This window comes from Nonomuraea sp. NPDC005650, assembly GCF_040605375.1.
Classification (GTDB): Bacteria; Actinomycetota; Actinomycetes; order Streptosporangiales; family Streptosporangiaceae; genus Nonomuraea.
Genome location: NZ_JBEXCR010000009.1, coordinates 263,302 through 281,202 on the forward strand (window position 1 = coordinate 263,302; position 17,901 = coordinate 281,202).

Here is a 17,901-nt window from a genome sequence, read left to right on the forward strand (position 1 = left end):
GGGTGCAGGGCATGCGGCTGCTTGTGGTGGAGGACGAGGAGGACCTGGTCGACGCGCTGCGCGTCGGCCTCGTCCGTGCGGGATACGCGGTGGACGTCGCCTACGACGCGCCTTCCGCGCACGAGAAGTTGCAGGTCAACGCGTACGATCTGGTCCTGCTCGACCTCAACCTGCCCGGCGGGGACGGCTTCCAGCTGTGCCGCAGCGTGCGCGCGGCCGGGCAGGGCGTGCGGATCATCATGGTGACCGCCCGCGACCGGCTGGACGACCGGGTGCGCGGGCTCGACGAGGGGGCCGACGACTACCTGGTCAAGCCGTTCGCGTTCCCGGAGCTGCTGGCGCGGGTGCGGGCGCTGCTGCGCAGGGACTCCGGCGCCGGCACGTCCGTGCTGGAGGTGGGCGGGCTGCGGATCGACACCGCCAGGCTGGAGGTGTCGCTGCACGGCAGGTCCCTGGCGCTCACCCCCAAGGAGTACGGGGTGCTGCACTACCTCATGCGCCGCCCCGGTCACGTGGTCTCCTCCGAGGAGCTGCTGGAGCACGTCTGGGACGAGCACACCGACCCGTTCACCAGCACCGTCCGTGTCACGGTCGGCAACCTGCGCCGCAAGCTGCAGGAGGAGGGCCTGATCGAGACCGTGATCAGCCGGGGCTACCGGCTCAAGGAACCGGCATGATCCACACCATCCGCTTCCGGCTCACGGTGCTCTACTCGGGCCTGCTCTTCGTGCTGGCCGCGCTCGTGCTCGGGGGCACCTACTACGCCGTCTCCAAGACCACCGACCAGCGCCCGATCACGACGGAGTTCGCCAAGACCTACAGCGGCAACACCTACCTCGGCAAGCGCGAGGTGGTCTTCGTCGAGGAGGTCGAGAACGCGGTCAACGTCAGGACGATGGCCACGCTGCGCGACTACTCGCTGATCACGCTGGCCGGCCTCTACGTCGCCAGCCTGGGCATCGGCTGGGTGCTGGCGGGCCGTGTGCTGCGCCCGGTCAGGTCGATCACGCGTACGACGGAGGAGATCCAGGCCACCGACCTCAAGCGGCGCATCAAGCTGAACGGGCCGCGCGACGAGCTCAAGGACCTGGCCGACACCATCGACACCATGCTGGACCGGCTGGAGGAGGCGTTCAGGGCGCAGCGCCAGCTCATCGACGACGCCTCCCACGAGCTGCGCAGCCCGCTGACGATCATCCGGGCGAACGTGGACGCCGTGCTGGCCGCCCCCGAGGCCAGCGACGACGAGCGGGTCAGGGCCGTGGCCGTCGTGGACCGCGCCACCACCCGCATGACCAGGCTCGTCGAGGACCTGCTGGCCAGCGCCAGGCGGCAGGGCGGCGCGTTCGCCGACGCCGACCTCGACCTGGCCAGGGTGGTGCGGGAGGCGTGCGAGGAGTACGCGACCCCGGCCGCCGCCCGCGACCTGACGATCACCCGTGATCTGGGCTCCGGGCTGGAGGCGACCGGCGACGCCGACGCGCTGCGCCGCGCCGTGGCGAACCTGCTGTCCAACGCCGTACGCCTCTCGCCGCCCGGCGGGGCGATCCGGGTCGCGGCGGGCAGGTCGGAGGGCTGGCTGTGGGTCGCGGTCCGCGACGACGGCCCCGGGATCGAGGCGGCCGACCAGGCGCGGGTGTTCGACCGGTTCTGGCGCGGCGAGTCCAGCCGCCGCGACCGCCACACGGGCCTCGGCCTGGCCATCGTCCGCCAGATCGTGGAGTCGCACGGAGGGCGGGTGGCGGTGTTCTCGCGGCTGGGGGAGGGGGCCACGTTCGTGCTCTGGCTGCCGCCGCGAGACGGCGTGCCCGGCGCGCCGCCCCAGGACAATCCCCTCTAGGCGGAACGCCTGCGGCAGAGCGCCCGCGTGACCAGGAACGCCAGCACCGGCACCACGAACGCGGCCACCCGCAGCCCGACCACGACCGTCGTGTAGGTGTCGTGCGGCACCGTGAGCAGCGCGGCCGGGGCCGGGGGCGGCTCGGGGAAGCCGGGCGCGGAGTGCATCCGCGGCGCCGCCTCCGACACCCACGTGCCCGCCCACAACACGGTGAAGAACGCGATGACCGCCACGCCCAGCGCCGTGCGGACCGGGGCCTGCGACGGCCGGTCGAGCAGGTGGTGGTAGTCGCCGTCGCCGGTGAAACGCCGCTCCAGGAACGGGTAGAGCAGCAGGATCCCGAAGAAGACCGTCAGGATCAGCGGCGGGATCCAGAGCCCGGGCTGCAGGACGTACCCGCCGATCGTGATCTCCCACGGCGGGACGAGCCGCTGGGCGCCGTCCAGCACCCCGTAGTACCAGAACGGCTGCGCCGACGGGACGTAGCCGCCCGCGCTGTACGCGCCGTGCTCCCACACCGGGTTGATCCGCACGAACGTGGCCAGCGCCGCGATGGCCCCCATCGTGAACAGCGCCGTCGCGCCGTTCTTGACCGCGAAGTAGGGGAAGAACGGCCCACCGGTGACCTTCCCTTCGCCGGAACTCCTTCGCTCGGTGTGCTTCTGCCGCCAGGTGAGGATCAGCGCGTGCAGCGGCACCACCGCCATCAGGATCCCCGGCACCAGCAGCACGTGGGTGACGAAGATCCGCGGGAGGACCTGCCCGGGGAACCCGCCGTCGAAGGCGAACGCCGACAGGTACGTGCCCACCAGCGGGATCGACAGCAGCAGCCCCTGCGCCTGCCGCAGCCCCGCCATCGCGAGCTGGTCGCCGGGCAGCGAGACGCCCAGGAACGACTCGAACAGCACCAGCCCGAACAGCACCACCCCGAGCATCCACGTCAGCTCACGCGGCCGCCGGAACGCGCCGGTGAAGAAGACGCGGCACAGGTGGGCCACGATCGCCAGCACGAACACCGTCGCCGACCAGTGGTGAAGCTGCCGCATCAGCAGCCCGCCCCGCACGTCCAGGCTGATCTCCGCCGCCGAGGAGAAGGCCACGTCGGGGTTGGGCTTGTAGAACAGCGTGAGGAACGTGCCCGTCAGCACCAGCAGCGCGAACGAGTAGAGCGCCAGCTCGCCCAGCAGGAACGACCAGTGGCTCGGGAACAGCTTGCGCAGCTGAGGGCGGAGCCAGCGGGCGAAGGGCAGCCGATCGTCAAGGTAGATCACCGAATCGACGGCCGTTTTCGCGGATCCCGCGACGATCCGGGCGCGCCGCCCGGACTTGGTAGGAGTGGCCATGGGGGCCTCCTGATGGGGGTGTGATCCGATTCTGCACCCGTCCGCCACCTTTCTCAAGAATTGGTGTAAACCAATTGGTCTAAGCCAATTTTGTGCCTTCTAGAACTTTAATTGGATTAGACCTTTGATGGGGCTTTGACCTGCACAAACGATGACTTATCCGAGGAGTGCAGTTTCATCATCAATTTCGCCGGTAGAGTCCGGGCAGAGGCGTTGATTGGAGCGTGTGGTGGCCAAGTACGTTTACGACTTCACCGAGGGCAACAGGAATCTCAAGGATCTTCTTGGGGGCAAGGGCGCGAACCTTGCCGAAATGACCAACCTCGGGCTCCCCGTTCCCCCCGGATTCACGATCACCACTGACGCCTGCCGTCACTACCTGGCGGCGGGCGCCGTGCCGGACGGCCTTGAGCAGGAGGTCGCCGAGCACCTGGACGCGCTCGAGAAGCAGATGGGCAGGCGGCTCGGGCAGGCCCACGACCCGCTGCTCGTGAGCGTGCGCTCGGGGGCGAAGTTCTCCATGCCGGGCATGATGGAGACCGTCCTCAACATCGGGCTCAACGACGAGTCGGTGCACGGCCTGGCCAAGCAGGCGGGCGGCAACGACCGCTTCGCGTGGGACTCCTACCGCCGGCTCATCCAGATGTTCGGCAAGACGGTGCTCGGGATCGACGGCGACCTGTTCGAGCACGCGCTCGACGCTCTGAAGGGCCGGCGCCAGGACACCGACCTCGACGCGGGCGAGCTGCAGGGGCTCGTGGAGACGTTCAAGGGCATCGTCCGCGAGCAGACCGGCAAGGACTTCCCCACCGACCCGCGCGAGCAGATGCGCCTGGCCGTCATGGCGGTCTTCGACTCCTGGAACGCTCCCCGGGCCATCCTCTACCGCCGCCAAGAGCGCATCCCCGCCGACCTCGGCACCGCCGTGAACATCGTGGCCATGGTCTTCGGCAACGTCGGCAACGACTCAGGCACCGGCGTCGCCTTCACCCGCGACCCCGGCACCGGCAGGCAGGGCATCTACGGCGACTACCTGCAGAACGCCCAGGGCGAGGACGTGGTGGCCGGCATCCGCAACACGATCCCGCTGGAGGAGCTGGAGCGCATCGACAAGCGCTCGTACGACGAGCTGCTCGGGATCATGGAGACCCTCGAGAACCACTACCGGGACCTGTGCGACATCGAGTTCACGATCGAGCGCGGCAAGCTGTGGATGTTGCAGACGCGGGTCGGCAAGCGCACGGCGGCGGCCGCGTTCTGCATCGCCACCCAGCTCGTGGACCAGGGCCTGATCACGATCGACGAGGCCGTCACCCGCGTCAACGGCGACCAGCTGGCGCAGCTCATGTTCCCCCGCTTCGACGGCGGCGCGGCCAAGAAGAAGATCGCCAAGGGCATGAACGCCTCGCCCGGCGCGGCCGTGGGCAAGGCCGTCTTCTCCTCCGAGCGGGCGGTGGAGCTGGCGGGGCAGGGCGAGGACGTCATCCTCGTCCGCCGCGAGACCAACCCCGACGACCTGGCCGGCATGATCGCTGCCAGGGGCATCCTGACCAGCCGGGGCGGCAAGACCTCCCACGCCGCCGTGGTGGCCAGGGGGATGGGCAAGACCTGCGTGTGCGGGGCCGAGGAACTGGAGGTCTCCACCCGCGAACGCCGCTTCACCGCGCCCGGCGGGGTGGTGGTGTCGGAGGGCGACCTCATCTCGATCGACGGGACGTCCGGGGAGATCTACCTGGGCGAGGTGCCGGTCGTGGACTCGGCCGTGGTCGAGTACTTCGAGGGCGCCGAGCCGGAGGACGAGCTGGTCAAGGCCGTGGACCGGATCATGCGCCACGCGGACTCGGCCCGGCGGCTGGGCGTGCGGGCGAACGCGGACACCCCGGAGGACGCGGCGCGGTCCCGCCGGTTCGGCGGGCAGGGGATCGGGCTGTGCCGGACGGAGCACATGTTCCTGGGCGAGCGCAGGCAGCTCGTGGAGGACCTGGTGCTGGCGTCGACGGGCGAGGAGCGCCAGGCGGCCCTGGACGCGCTGGAGCCGCTGCAGAAGGCCGACTTCACCGAGATATTTCGAGCTATGGACGGAAATCCCGTCACAATTCGCTTGATCGACCCGCCGCTCCACGAGTTCCTCCCCGACATCGTGGACCTGTCCGTCAAGGTCGCCACGGACGGGGCCACGGACAAGGACCGCGAGCTCCTGGCGGCGGTGAAGCGCCTCCACGAGCAGAACCCGATGCTCGGCCTGCGCGGCGTCCGCCTCGGCCTGGTGATCCCCGGCCTGTTCGCCATGCAGGTGCGGGCCATCGCCCAGGCGGCGAAGGAGGTGCCGGGCGCGCGGCCGGAGATCATGATCCCGCTGGTGGCGGCCGTACAGGAGCTGGAGTCGGTACGTGAGGAGGCGGCCAGGATCCTCGCGGAGGCCGGGGTGGAGGCCCTGATCGGCACCATGATCGAGGTCCCCAGGGCGGCCCTGACCGCGGCCCAGATCGCGGAGGCGGCCGAGTTCTTCTCCTTCGGCACCAACGACCTGACCCAGATGACGTGGGGCTTCTCGCGGGACGACGTGGAGGCGGCGTTCTTCTCCCGCTACCTGGAACAGGGCATCTTCGGCGTCTCCCCGTTCGAGACCCTGGACCGGGAGGGCGTCGGGCGCCTGATCAGGATCGCGGTCGAGGAGGGCCGCTCGACCCGCCCGGACCTGCACCTCGGCATCTGCGGCGAACATGGCGGCGACCCCGACTCCGTCCACTTCTGCCACGACGTGGGCCTGGACTACGTCTCCTGCTCGCCGTTCCGCATCCCGGTGGCCCGCCTGGAAGCAGGCCGCGCCGCCCTGGCCGACTCGGACTCCGACACCCGCTGACCCTCGGAGAGGCAGAACCCCACCCGTTACCTGGTTACCGGGTGGGCCCCCTCGCCGAAGCAGATGGTCAGCGGGTCAGTGCGGTGCCCAGCAGGCGGATCACCTCGGCCTCGGCCGGATCGGCGTCGTCGCCGGCCGGCGCGTGTTCGGTGATGGCGGCGCCGATGATGTCGTCCACCCGGGAGACGAGGTCGACCAGTCGCTGCGGCTGCACGCCGTTCGGCTCCGGGTAGCAGGTCGAGCCGAAGGCCGTGGGCTCCAGGACGTCCAGGTCGATGTGGACGTACACGGGACCGTGCAGACCGTCGAGCGCGCGCTCCAGATCCTCGACGCCGTACCTGCGCAGGCCGGTTGCCGCGAGGTACTCGTGCTCGGACACGTCGCCCGCCCGCTCCCCGGCGATGATCACCTGCTGCGGCCTCAGCGGCTGCTCCGGCGTGAGGCCGGCCGGGGCGTCTCCGAGCAGCGCGCGCACCACCATCCCGTGGAAGGCGCCCGACGGCAGGGTCTGCGGGCTGTAGACGTCCGGGTGCGCGTCGATCCACAGCACCGTCAACGCGTCCCCGTAGCGGGCGTGGGCGGCGGCGATCGACGGGATGTCGACCGCGCAGTCGCCGCCGACGGTGATCACGCGGTCGTCGATGCCGGCCAGCGCCTTCCTCGTCAGCCGCTGGTTCTCCACGAGGACGTCGTAGGCGCGGATCCCGGCGGACTTGTCCCCGCCGGTCTCAAGCACCGGCACGGTCACCACGGCGTCGGCCGGAACGAGCGCGGCGGCGCGGTGGGCGCCGGCCGTCAGTCGCGACGCGCTGTCGGACGCCGAGCCTTGCCATTGCGGTACGGAGAGCACAGTCGTCATGCGGCGACGATACGAGGCGCCGGAATCCAAGGTCCAGATCATTTCCATGCGCTCTGGGCGACCCGCTGCTCCTGACCCGGGAAATCAGGACCGGTATCCGATGTGGCGCAACAGAATCCGCAGCCGGCGCTCGACCTCTACGGCGGTCACTTCTTCCGCGTGCTGGAGCAGGACGGATCCGATCGAGCTGGCCAGGACGTCCTGAATGACGCTCGGGTCGGTGTCCGCCGGGAGGTGGCCGGCGTCGATGGCCTGCTGCGCGATCCGCGCGACGGCGTTCAGCCGTGGCCGCAGGTAGCGCTCGGTGTAGGCGGTCACCAGGTTCGGGTAGTCGACCGAGGCGCCGATGACGCGTGCCATCAGCGCGCGGAAGCGGGGGCGGCTGAGGAGCTCGGCGATGGATGAGATCAGTTCGTCGAGCGACTGCCCGGCCGGGGCGGCGTCCATGTCGGGCGCGCGGGCGTGCTCCAAGGCGGCCATCAGGAGGTCGTCTTTGGCCCGCCAGCGCCGGTAGACGGTCAGTTTCGCCACGCCGGCGCGTTGGGCGACCGCTTCGATGCTGGTGCCCGCCGCGCCGCGTTCGATCATCAGGTCCAGCGCCGCGTCCAGGATGGCGGCGTCGTTCCCCGGATCGCGTGGACGGCCGTGGCGTTCTACGCCGGCCACAGCACCTGATTCAGCCATGCCGTCAGTTTGTCGGGTGCCGGATGGTCACGCCAACCGATGTGCCCGTCGGGGCGGATCAGCATGACATCGGGCGAATTGGGCTCCACCGGTGTGAGCTCGACGATCAGGTCTGCGCCCAGTCGCGCCGCGGCAGCCTCGGCGTGGCGGGCGGCGACGTGCGGATCATCGGCGAGCACTGCCCAGCGTCCGGAGATCGCGGCGTGCAGGGTGGTCCGGCCGCCGTCGAGCTGCCGGCAGGCGAGGTCGGGCATCCGGTCGCCGGGACGGAGTCCGGGCAGCCATCGGTGCACGGCAGGGGCCAGCGGTCCTCCCCGGTAGCTGATGCCGAGCTGGGAGGCGGCCAGCCACAGCCGGCGCTGCACCGCGGGCAGGCGGACGACCGGCAGGACGACGTTGTCGCGCAGCAGGCGTCTCCAGGGGTCGTGCGGCAGCATGATGTCCACGGCGGTGCTGGTGGCGCGCAGGACCTTGCGGGCCAGCGGCCGTCGTTCGCCTTCGTAGGTGTCGAGCAGCCGCCGGTCGGCGCGGCCGCGGGTGACCAGCACCAGCTTCCAGGCCAGGTTCTCCGCGTCGCCCAGCCCGGTGTTCTGCCCCTGGCCGCCGGTGGGGCTCTGGATGTGCGCCGCATCGCCGGCCAGCAGGATCCGGCCGCGCCGGTAGGCGTCGGCCAGCCGGCGGTGGATGCGGAACTCCGAGGCCCAGCGGACGTCCGTGACCGTGTCGAGGCCGATGCCGCTGCGCCGGGAGAACTCGCTCAGCACCTGGTCACTGATCTCGCGTTCGGACAGCTGGTCCGGCAGATCCGACGGTGGTTCGGTGAACACCCGCCAGGTGTCGTCCGGCAGCGCGGTGACCGACAGCATGTGACCGGCCTCCATCCAGGTCGTACTGCCGTTCTTGTCCAACGGCCACTGGGCCCGCACGTCGACCATCAGCAGGCGTTCGAGGAGTTTGCGGCCGGGAAAGCCGATGCCGGCGAGCTTGCGCACGGTGCTGTGCGCGCCGTCGCAGCCGATCAGCCAGTGGGTCTCGATGTGGTGCTCGGCGCCGTCGGCCGTCCGCGCGGTGGCGGTGACGCCGGTGTCGTCCTGCCGGGCCGCGACCACCCGGGTGCCCCACTCCACGTGGCCGCCCAGTTGGGCAAGGCGTTCCCGCATCGTGCCCTCGACCTCGGCCTGCGAGATCAGCAGCGTCTGTTTCGGCTGGTCGGCGACGGCCTGGCCGACGTGAAGGCGCAGCACGGTGCGCGATCCCTCGTTGTAGGACAGGTTGAGCGAGGACTGGGAGCGCTGTGGCAGGTCGCCGAGCGCGCCGACGCGTTCCAGGACCTCGACGCCGCGTGGTTGCAGGCCGAGGGCCCGGGAGGTGGTGGCGGGGCCGGCGGCGGCGTCGATGACGCGCACGGGGATGTCGTGCAACGCCAGGTGGATGGCCAGGGCCAGCCCGGTGGGGCCGGCGCCCGCGATGAGTACGGTGTCAGTCACTTAGTAAACGATACGGTACCGATTACTAAGTGGCCAAGAGAGAAGCGCGTATGTCCGGATCTGTGGGGTAGCCGTCCTTGTGGACATCTCGCCGGGGCCGCCAGGGTTGACACCGTGAAGGATCTGGTGGTGGCGATCTATGACGGCGTGGTGTTGCTGGACGTGGCGGGGCCGGTGCAGATGCTGCACGGCTCCGGTGGTTACCGCATCCGGCACGCGTCCGTCGACGGGCGGCCGGTGCGCACGGATGTCGGTGTGCCGCTGGGAGCGGACCTGGCGCTGGGCGAGCTCGACGGGCCGATCGGCACGCTGCTGGTGCCGGGGTACGCGCCGCCGGACGGAGAGCGCCCCGGCGAGGCGTTCCTGAACGTGCTGCGTGACCTCGGCGGTCGCGCGCACCGGGTGGCGTCGGTGTGCACGGGCGCGCTCCTGCTGGCTGAGGCCGGGCTGCTCGACGGGCGGCGGGCCACCACGCACTGGGCCGCCTGCGCCGAGCTGGAGTCCCGGTTCCCGGAGGTCGCCGTGGAGCCGGACGCCATCTTCGTCCGGGACGGACCGGTCGTGACCTCGGCGGGCGTCACCGCCGGCATCGATCTGGCGCTGGCCCTCGTCGAGGAGGACCACGGGCCGGACCTCGCGCGTGCGGTGGCCAAGTACATGGTCGTGTTCCTGCAGCGGCCGGGCGGCCAGTCGCAGTTCAGCGTGCGCGGGGCGGTCCCCACGGCCCGCCACCCGGCGCTGCGCCGCCTGCTGGACGCGATCGCCGCCGAGCCGGCGGCGGAGCACACCCTGGCCGCGATGGCGGCCCGGGTCACGGTCAGCGAGCGCCATCTGACCCGGCTGTTCCGCCGCGAGATCGGGCTCACCCCCGGCCAGTACGTCGAGCGGATCCGGGTGGAGGCCGCGCAGGCCCTCCTGGAGACCACCGCCGACGGCGTGGCCTCGATCGCCCGCAGATGCGGTCTCGGATCCGACGAAACGATGCGCAGGACGTTCCTGAAGGTCCTGCGCATCACGCCGACCGCCTACCGCCGGCGCTTTCGCACTTCCCATCCCCCGATGACCCCGAAGGAGATCGCATGAGCTCATCCCCCGACCGCCGCACGGTGCTGGGAGCCGGCCTGGCCGGCGCGGCGGCCCTGGCGATCGGCGCACCCGCCGCCGCCGAGAGCGGGCCCGCCGACCTGTCCTTTCCCGCCACCCGCGTCGCCAAGGCGGCCCGGCAGCTGGTGACGGACGCCCAGCAGCCGTACCTGCGCAACCACAGCCTGCGCGGCTTCCTGTTCGCCCGGGCGGTCGCCGCCCAGGCCGGACGCCTGCCGGGCCGCGACTACGACGCCGAGGTCATGTTCCTCATCTGCGCGCTGCACGACATGGGCCTGACCACCCGCGCCGACACCGGCCGGCGCTTCGAGGTCGACGGTGCCGACTTCGCCGCCCGGTTCCTGGAGCAGCACGGCATCACCGACGCCCGCGTCGACACCGTCTGGGACGGCATCGCCCTGCACACCTCATACGGCATCCACGACTCGCCGGTGTTCGCCCGCCGCCGCCCGCCGGAGATCGCGATCGCGGTGACCGGCATCGGCATCGACCTGACCGGCGGCCCCGCCGATCTGCCCGCCGGGTACGCCGATCGCGTGCACGCCGCCTATCCCCGCCACGGCGGCGCCCGCGCCCTGACCGACGCCATCGTCGCGCAGTGCCTCGCCGATCCGCGCAAGGCCCCGCCCATGACCCTGCCGGGCGAGATCCTGCACCAGCGGCGTCCCGAGGCCCCCTACCTCACCTGGCAGGACTTCCTCGACGCCGGCGGCTGGCACGACTGACGGGAGGTCCCGGCCCCGTATGGTGCCCCAACCTCTCCGGGAGCGTGCCGTCAGACGCCGCGCAGCTCGGCGGTGGCCGAACGGGCGAGGGCGGTGGCCATCCCGCACAGCCGGTCGATGGGGCGCGAGCCGCCGACCACGAGGAGCACCTTCTCGACCGCCGTCTGACCGTCCTGGTCGGCGTACGTGCGGAAGACCACCTCGAGCTCGCACGTCCGGTCCTCCCGGTCCGGCCGGACGAAGGCGCGGTAGCCGTTCAGCCGGGTGACCGTGCCGTCCTCGGCGCTGGGCGGCCGGCCCCGGTCGTAGCTCAGGTCCACCCAGGTGTCGCTGGTGGTGCTGTCCCATTCGCAGTCCCAGCCGCCGAACCCGACGTCCGGGTCGGTGGCGTCGATGCCCGGGACGGCCTCCAGGGACTTCCCGGACAGCAGTGCGCAGGCGTACCGCTGCGCCAGCGACGCCTCCGGGAGAGGCGGCGAGCGGCGCTTGAGCGGGCCGTGGTCGAGCGCCTGCGCCGCGACGGTGGCGGCGGCGTCGGCGATCTCGCACAGATCGGCCCTGCCCTCGTCGTCCTCCCACCGCGTGCGGATCTTCACGATGACCTCGTGCACATCGGGCAGCACGAGCGTCCGCGAGCACTCTCCGCTCTCGGCGGGGTCGTCGACCACCTTGATCCTGCCCACGGTCCGTGCCGCCCCGGCCTGCTCGGGAGGCGGGTCGTGGTTGAGGTCCGCCGTGACGTCCACGACTCCGCCGCCCGGAGGGGACACCAGGACGTCGCACCGGTCGAAGTTCCCGTAGTCGAGGTCGACCTCGGTCCTGCCGAAGCGGCCGAGCGCGGCGGCGTCGGTCATGGCGCAGGGATCGGCGGTGCGGTGGTCGCCGAGCGTCAGGTCCGCCGCTCTCATGGGGGTCGACGGGGCCGAGGGCCTGGGCGACGGCGTGCCGCGCTCCTTGAGGACGGACCCGGCCGCGATCAGCAGCGCCGCGACGGCCAGGGCCGCCACGAGGAGCGTGCGGGCGGGAAACCGGCGTGGGCTCCGGTCCCGGGGGAGCGAAGGGGCGGGCAGGGGCGTTCCGGCGATCTCCGCCAGCCGTCGCCGCACCTCCTCGATCGCCGGCCGCTCCCGGAGGTCCAGCCGCAGCATCTCCCGCAGCAGCCCGTCCAGCGGCCCCACGTCCGCCGTCAGCGCGACGTCCGAATGCGCGGCCTTCCACGCCACGACGTCGGCGTCCGACTCCGCGTCGCCGGCCCCCCGGCGCGGCGGACGCCCGGCGACCAGCGCGTAGACCGTGGCCCCGAGGGAGAACACGTCGGACCCGGGGTCGGGCTGCCCCCTGATGACCTCGGGGGCGGCGTAGGCGACGGTGTAGCTGATGGCGCCGTTGGCCGTGATCGTGTCACGCCCCCCGACCCGGTACGCGGCGCCGAAGTCGGCCAGTTTCACGACGCCGTCGTCGGATTCGACGATGTTGGCGGGCTTCACGTCGAGATGCACGATGTGCTCGGCGTGCATGGCGGTGAGCGCGTCCGCGATCTGCGCGCCGATGCGCGCCGCCCGCTCCGGCGACATGGTCCGGCCGTCCAGGCTCCCGCCGGGCACGTGCTCCATCACGAGCCAGAACGTGCCGGTCTCCGGGTCGTCCACCGTGTCGTGCAGGGTGACCACATGCCGGTGGTTGAACGCGGCCAAGGCGCGCGCCTCGGCGCGTAACCGGCCGGACCCGGGGCCGTCGGCCAGCAGGCGTTTGAGCACGACCTCCCGGTTGAGGCTCAGGTCCAGGGCCAGCCAGACCTCGGTGGCGCTGCCGCTGACCAGGCATTTGACCAGCCGGTAACGCCCACCGATCGCCGTGCTCTGGCGCACCGCGATCCCCCCTCACCGGTCTGCGGAACCTCACCGCTCGGAGCGCTGGTTTCGAATTTACTGGGTGAGCGGGGAAACACGCAGCGTTTTGATGACGGCATTCCCTCACTGGCGCGTGATCCCGCTGTCAGCGTGCCTGCCCAAGCGGCCACTTTGTCGGAAACCCTTGCCCGCGTGCGGATCGTAGTCGTACCGTCACGGATAGCGTTTCCCGAGGTGTGGGGGTGGAGCTGTGGGAGAGGCACGAATGCGGGCGTCCTTTCGCGAACGGGGCGGCGTGATGTACCCGCACATCGCGTGGCAGCTGGAGGCCATGATCGCGGCGATCGTCGCCCGCCGGCCGCTCCTCACCCGCCCGACCGAGCAGGCGCTGCGGGCGGTGCCGCGCCACTGGTTCGTGCCGCCGGTGGGCGAGTCGCTCGAAGGCGACGGGCGGAGCGCGCTGATCGACCGGGAGACCGACCCGCCGGCCTGGTGGGACGCCGTCTACGCCGGGCGCGCGATCGTCGCCGACGACGGGTGCTCGTGCCCCGCGCCCTGCGCGGTCGCCGACCTGCTGGAGCTGCTGTGTCCCGCGCCGGGCCAGCGGGTGCTGGAGGTGGGCACGCGTACGGGGTGGACCACGGCCCTGCTGTGCCGGCTGGTCGGGCGGTCGGGGAGCGTGACCTCCATCGAGGCCGACGCCACCGTGGCCGAGCAGGCCGCCAAGAACCTGGCCGCCGCCGGCACCCTCCCTCACCTGATCGTGGGCGACGGCACGGCGGGCTGGGCCGAGCGGGCGCCGTACGACGGGGTGCACGCGACGTACTCCGTGCGCACCGTGCCGTACGCCTGGATCGCGCAGACCAGGCCGGGCGGGGTGGTGGTCGCGCCGTACGGCGGCGGGCACGCCCTGCGGCTCGTGGTCGGGCCGGACGGCACGGCCGGCGGCCGGTTCTCCCCGCTCGCGACCACGAAGCGGACGGGGCCCGACTCGCCGCCGGGCGCCGTCCTGGCCGGCCACGTCCTCGCCGGGCGGCACGACGCGGGCCGGACCTGGGCGGAGTGGGGCGAGCCGGAGCCGGAGCGGTTCGGCGTGACGGTCACGCCCGGCGGGCAGCGGGTCTGGCTGGACAGCCCCGAGCGGGTGGTCGGCTGACGCGCCGAAATTCGGTTGCCCGGGCGCGGGGCCGGTCGCGAGGATGCGGCGGGTGCACATCGAATTCTCCCGATTCTCCCCCGATGACGTCGAAGCGCTCGTCGACTTCCTCACCGGGCAGGAATGGCCCTTCCACGCGGGCGTGCAGGAGCCGGAAGCCGTGCGCAAGCGCGTCGCGGACGGCGGCTACGACGACGAGGAGTCCAGGACGTTCTGGGTGCTCGCCGACGGGGAGCGCGCGGGCCTGGTGCGGCTGCAGGACCTCGCCGACGACACACCCCTGTTCGACCTGCGGATAGGGCGGGAATGGCGGGGCCGGGGCCTCGGCGCCGAGGCGGTCGCCTGGCTGACCGGCTACCTCTTCGCCGAGCTCCCGCACATCACCCGGATCGAGGGCACGACCCGCCAGGACAACCACGCGATGCGGGCGGTCTTCCGCAAGAGCGGGTACGCCAAGGAGTCGCACTACCGCGAGTCGTGGCCGGGCCGCGACGGCACGGTCCACGACGCCGTCGGCTACGCGATCCTGCGCCGCGACTGGCTCTCCGGCACGGTGACACTCCCTGACTGGGACGACGAACCCCGCTGATCCAGGTGCGCCTGGCCGGGCGCGCGACCCCGGCCAGGCGCGAAGGTCAGGAGGCCTTCCGGGGGCGGTGGCGGGCGACGGCGCGGGCGTGGGCCTCGGTCAGGAGGGGGCGCGCCTGCTCGCCCGGGCTGACGATGGCGATCCAGCCCTGGGTCGCGTACTTGGGGTGGGGGACGACGCGGTCCTCGGCCGTGTAGTCGACGTCGGGGTCGTCGCCGACGAGCCGTTCCATCGCGGCGCGCCCGATGGCGATGTTGAGCCGGAACACGCCCGGCCTGTTCAGGTCGGAGACGGTGTCCCAGTCCGGGTAGTCCTTGATGACGATCGTGGCGAAGGGTTGCCGGGGGTGGGCCTCCAGGGTGCCTTCCGGGTCGTAGAAGAAGAACGTGTCGCCCCAGGCGACCTCGGGGGTGTCGCTGTTCTCCTCGATGGTCTGGGTCACGACTCCGGGGAAACCGGACACGAACTGGATGATGTCGTTCTCAGTCATGCCTTCAAGTGTTTCATTGCACCACCCAGTGAGACTTTTCCCGCAAAAAGGGCCTTCGGCCGCGTAAAAGTCTCAAAGCGCGTAGGTGGTCAGCTTGAAGGCGTGGCGGCCTGGGCGGGCTGCCCGGGGGAGGGCTCCTCGACCGGGACGTAGTCGTGGCGCATGCCGTGATCACCCAGCCACCGCCGGAGCCCGGCGACGGCGTCGGGGTCGGTCGCCACCTGGGCCGCGTACTCCGACAGCGCCACTTCCTCGCCGTCGTCGAACAGCAGGCGCGCCGGCCCCGACCACGACAGCGTCCACTTGGCCTCGCCGAGCTGGATCAGCACCGCCTCCAGCGCCTGCCCCAGCACCCCGGCGAGCAGGGTCTCCGACGTGTTCCAGCCCTGCTCGCGCAGGACGGCCTCCAGCTCCGCCTGCCGGCCGCGGGCGATCGCCTCGAAAGCGGCGTCCAGGTACGGCCGCGCGGCCCCCATGACCCGCTGGCCCGCCACCGCGAGGTCGTGGAGGGCGTCGGCGTTGCGGCCGGCGTACATGCCGTGCGCCACCAGCTCCTCCCACGAGACCGGCCGCAGCCCGGTCAGCGCCTCCGGCGTCCACATGGCCTGCTCGACGGCCTGCACCGCCACGTTCGCGTCGCGCAGCAGCGTCAGGGCGGACCGGGGGTCGGGCACGTGCGGCGGCTCCGGCAGGTGCTCGATGGCGGCCAGGCGCTCGGCCAGGCTCGGATGTGAGTCGTAGGGCGAGACCTCCTCCGGCTCCTCGCCCAGCTTGGCGATCTCGGCCTGCCGGTCGGCGTCGCTCATGAGCGCGTGGAAGCCCCCGAACACCGTGGCCGGCCGGGTGCCGCCCGCGCCGGTGAGCGACAGGTAGTTGGCGACGTACAGGTCCCAGCCGGTCGCGGTGGTCTGGATCTTGCGCAGCGCCCCCGCCATGGCCTGCCGCCCGCCGATCGCGACCGCGAACTGGTCGGCCTCCAGCTCCTGCTTGCGCGAGACGGCCTGCGAGATCCGCAGGTAGAACTTGGTGTACCAGGTGAACAGGCGCTGCACGAACGGGTGGTTGTGCAGTCCCTGGACGGTGGCGATGAGGGAGACCCGCCCCCGGTAGACCGGGGCGCCCAGCCGCGTGTGCGCGCCGCTGTAGTGGCCCAGCTCGTGCCCCAGCACCGCGCGCATCTCGTCCACCGTCAGCGTCTGCAGCAACGGCAGCCCGATGAACATCCGCCGTCGCGTCGCCTTCATCCCCAGCCAGCGTGTGTCCTCGGAGACGGCCGCGTTCACCTCCGCCACCAGCCGGATCTCGTCCGGCGGCGCGGTGCGCACGCGCTGGGAGAGGTCCTCGACCGTCTGCCACAGCATGGGCTCGTGCTCGCGCCCGATCGGCACGCCCGGCTGCTCGCCGCCCTGGCGGCGGCTCACCACGAACAGGGCCCGTACGAGCGCGCCGGCCACCAGGGTGAGGACGATCGCGGCCTTGAGGGCGTTGACGTGGAAGTCCACGAGGAGCAGGACATCGAAGAATACGGCGGCCACCAGGAAGAGGCCGATCAGAACGTAGAAGCCGGCGAGCAGGATGAAGGCCAGCACTGCTCGGAACGCTGTCGTCATGGGGGAGGGCTCCCGGGGAAGGGGTTCTCGCGAGGCTCGACCTTAGCGGAGACCGGAAACTGGATAAAATCACCAAAGCAATGCCGTACTACGATGACCACGACCAAGAGCGCTGGATTCCGGAACCTCCCGGCAATCCGGAACGCTCGGCGTTCGAGCGCGACCGCGCCCGCGTGCTGCACAGCGCTGCGCTCCGCAGGCTGGCGGCGAAGACGCAGGTCGTAGGGCCTGCCGAGTCTCTTGGCGGGGGCCAGCACATCCCGCGCACGAGGCTCACGCACTCCCTCGAATGCGGCCAGGTCGGCAGGGAGATGGGCGCCACGCTCGGCGTCGATCCCGACCTGGTGGAGACCGCCTGCCTGGCGCACGACCTGGGGCACCCGCCGTTCGGCCACAACGGGGAGATGGCGCTCAACGCGCTGTCGGCCTCGTGCGGCGGCTTCGAGGGCAACGCGCAGAGCCTGCGCCTGCTCACCAGGCTGGAGGCCAAGGTCCTCACCGAGGACGGCCGCAGCGCCGGGCTCAACCTGACCCGGGCGGCGCTCGACGCCTCCATCAAATATCCCTGGACCTGCGAGAAGTCCGCGAAATTCGGCGTCTACGAAGATGACCTGCCGGTGTTCCGGTGGATCAGGGAGGGCGCGCCGGAAGGGCGGGTGAGCTTCGAGGCGCAGATCATGGACTGGGCCGACGACGTCGCCTACTCCGTGCACGACCTCGAGGACGCGCTCCACTCCGGCCACGTCACCCCCGAGGCGCTCCGGTCGCCCATCGAGCGCACGCTGGTGTGCGAGACCGCCCGCACCTGGTACGCCCCGAAAGCCGACCTCAACGAGCTGGAGGAGATCTTCGCCCGGCTGATCACCGACCCGCTCTGGCCGCGCCGCTTCGAGGCCACGCTCGCCGACCTGGCCGGGCTCAAGGCCCTCACGAGCGGCCTCATCGGCCGCTTCTGCCGCTCGGCCCAGGCCGCCACCAAGGAGGTGTACGGCTCCCGCCACCGCGCCGACCTCGTCGTGCCGCACGCCACCCGCCTGGAGTGCGCCCTGCTCAAGGGCGTCACCGCCCACTACGTCATGGCCACCAGGGACCACAACGCCAACCAGGCCAGGCAGCGCGAGCTCATCAGCGAGCTGGCCTCGATGATCACGCTGGGCGCACCGGGCACGCTGGAGCCCGCCTTCCGGCCCGCGTACCTGAACGCCTCCGGCGACGCCGCCCGCGTCCGCGTGGTGATCGACCAGATCGCCTCGCTCACCGACACCTCCGCGGTGGCATGGCACCGCAGGCTCTCCCGCTGA

15 protein-coding genes are annotated in these 17,901 nt (G+C 71.6%); 8 read left to right on the forward strand and 7 right to left on the reverse strand.

The features are described from left to right. Positions 1-11: 11 nt before the first annotated feature. Both ABZS69_RS18055 and ABZS69_RS18060 read left to right on the forward strand, forming a co-directional pair. Positions 12-677 carry a response regulator transcription factor gene (locus ABZS69_RS18055; RefSeq protein WP_355373174.1) on the forward strand — a complete coding sequence of 222 codons (666 nt, stop codon included), beginning with the start codon at positions 12-14 and terminating at the stop codon, positions 675-677. Next, positions 674-1,840, forward strand: coding sequence for a HAMP domain-containing sensor histidine kinase (locus tag ABZS69_RS18060; protein ID WP_355373176.1), 1,167 nt, complete (start codon positions 674-676; stop codon positions 1,838-1,840). Before ABZS69_RS18055 ends, ABZS69_RS18060 begins: the two co-directional genes overlap by 4 nt. Here the strand turns inward: ABZS69_RS18060 and ABZS69_RS18065 are convergent. Then, positions 1,837-3,183 (reverse strand): cytochrome bc complex cytochrome b subunit, encoded by a 1,347-nt coding sequence (locus ABZS69_RS18065; RefSeq protein WP_355373179.1) that lies wholly within the window; start codon positions 3,181-3,183, stop codon positions 1,837-1,839. The genes ABZS69_RS18060 and ABZS69_RS18065 overlap by 4 nt on opposite strands. 229 nt (positions 3,184-3,412) lie before the next feature. Between ABZS69_RS18065 and ppdK the strand changes: the two genes are divergently transcribed. Beyond that, complete coding sequence (gene ppdK, locus ABZS69_RS18070; RefSeq protein WP_355373182.1) at positions 3,413-6,046, forward strand: pyruvate, phosphate dikinase; 2,634 nt, start codon at positions 3,413-3,415, stop codon at positions 6,044-6,046. Positions 6,047-6,113: 67 nt separating this feature from the next. Here the strand turns inward: ppdK and ABZS69_RS18075 are convergent, their stop codons facing one another. The 3 genes from ABZS69_RS18075 to ABZS69_RS18085 form a co-directional block, all read right to left on the reverse strand. Next, positions 6,114-6,905, reverse strand: coding sequence for an arginase family protein (locus ABZS69_RS18075; RefSeq protein ID WP_355373184.1), 792 nt, complete (start codon positions 6,903-6,905; stop codon positions 6,114-6,116). A gap of 84 nt (positions 6,906-6,989) precedes the next feature. Continuing rightward, complete coding sequence (locus ABZS69_RS18080) at positions 6,990-7,589, reverse strand: TetR/AcrR family transcriptional regulator (protein WP_355373187.1); 600 nt, start codon at positions 7,587-7,589, stop codon at positions 6,990-6,992. Next, positions 7,559-9,076 carry an FAD-dependent monooxygenase gene (locus tag ABZS69_RS18085; RefSeq protein ID WP_355373190.1) on the reverse strand — a complete coding sequence of 506 codons (1,518 nt, stop codon included), beginning with the start codon at positions 9,074-9,076 and terminating at the stop codon, positions 7,559-7,561. Before ABZS69_RS18085 ends, ABZS69_RS18080 begins: the two co-directional genes overlap by 31 nt. A gap of 114 nt (positions 9,077-9,190) precedes the next feature. On the opposite strand from ABZS69_RS18085, the gene ABZS69_RS18090 reads away from it, so the two are divergent. Both ABZS69_RS18090 and ABZS69_RS18095 read left to right on the forward strand, forming a co-directional pair. Beyond that, positions 9,191-10,159, forward strand: coding sequence for a DJ-1/PfpI family protein (locus ABZS69_RS18090; protein WP_355373193.1), 969 nt, complete (start codon positions 9,191-9,193; stop codon positions 10,157-10,159). Further along, positions 10,156-10,905, forward strand: a complete 750-nt coding sequence (locus ABZS69_RS18095; RefSeq protein WP_355373196.1) for an HD domain-containing protein — start codon at positions 10,156-10,158, stop codon at positions 10,903-10,905. Before ABZS69_RS18090 ends, ABZS69_RS18095 begins: the two co-directional genes overlap by 4 nt. Positions 10,906-10,955: 50 nt before the next feature. Here ABZS69_RS18095 and ABZS69_RS18100 read toward each other — a convergent pair whose 3' ends face one another. Continuing rightward, positions 10,956-12,773 (reverse strand): serine/threonine-protein kinase, encoded by a 1,818-nt coding sequence (locus ABZS69_RS18100; RefSeq protein ID WP_355373198.1) that lies wholly within the window; start codon positions 12,771-12,773, stop codon positions 10,956-10,958. A gap of 247 nt (positions 12,774-13,020) precedes the next feature. On the opposite strand from ABZS69_RS18100, the gene ABZS69_RS18105 reads away from it, so the two are divergent. Both ABZS69_RS18105 and ABZS69_RS18110 read left to right on the forward strand, forming a co-directional pair. Continuing rightward, positions 13,021-13,911 (forward strand): hypothetical protein, encoded by an 891-nt coding sequence (locus ABZS69_RS18105; protein ID WP_355373201.1) that lies wholly within the window; start codon positions 13,021-13,023, stop codon positions 13,909-13,911. A 52-nt stretch (positions 13,912-13,963) separates the two neighbouring features. Beyond that, positions 13,964-14,500, forward strand: coding sequence for a GNAT family N-acetyltransferase (locus tag ABZS69_RS18110; RefSeq protein ID WP_355373203.1), 537 nt, complete (start codon positions 13,964-13,966; stop codon positions 14,498-14,500). A 46-nt stretch (positions 14,501-14,546) separates the two neighbouring features. Here ABZS69_RS18110 and ABZS69_RS18115 read toward each other — a convergent pair whose 3' ends face one another. Together ABZS69_RS18115 and ABZS69_RS18120 are read right to left on the reverse strand one after the other, a co-directional pair. Then, positions 14,547-14,990 carry a DUF6194 family protein gene (locus tag ABZS69_RS18115; protein ID WP_355373206.1) on the reverse strand — a complete coding sequence of 148 codons (444 nt, stop codon included), beginning with the start codon at positions 14,988-14,990 and terminating at the stop codon, positions 14,547-14,549. Between the two features lie 89 nt (positions 14,991-15,079). Beyond that, on the reverse strand, positions 15,080-16,600 hold the full coding sequence (locus tag ABZS69_RS18120; protein ID WP_355373209.1) for a M48 family metallopeptidase: 1,521 nt from the start codon (positions 16,598-16,600) through the stop codon (positions 15,080-15,082). A gap of 80 nt (positions 16,601-16,680) precedes the next feature. Here ABZS69_RS18120 and ABZS69_RS18125 point away from each other — a divergent pair, with 80 nt between their 5' ends. Next, a complete protein-coding gene (locus tag ABZS69_RS18125; protein ID WP_355373212.1) occupies positions 16,681-17,901 on the forward strand; it encodes a deoxyguanosinetriphosphate triphosphohydrolase in 1,221 nt (406 codons plus the stop codon).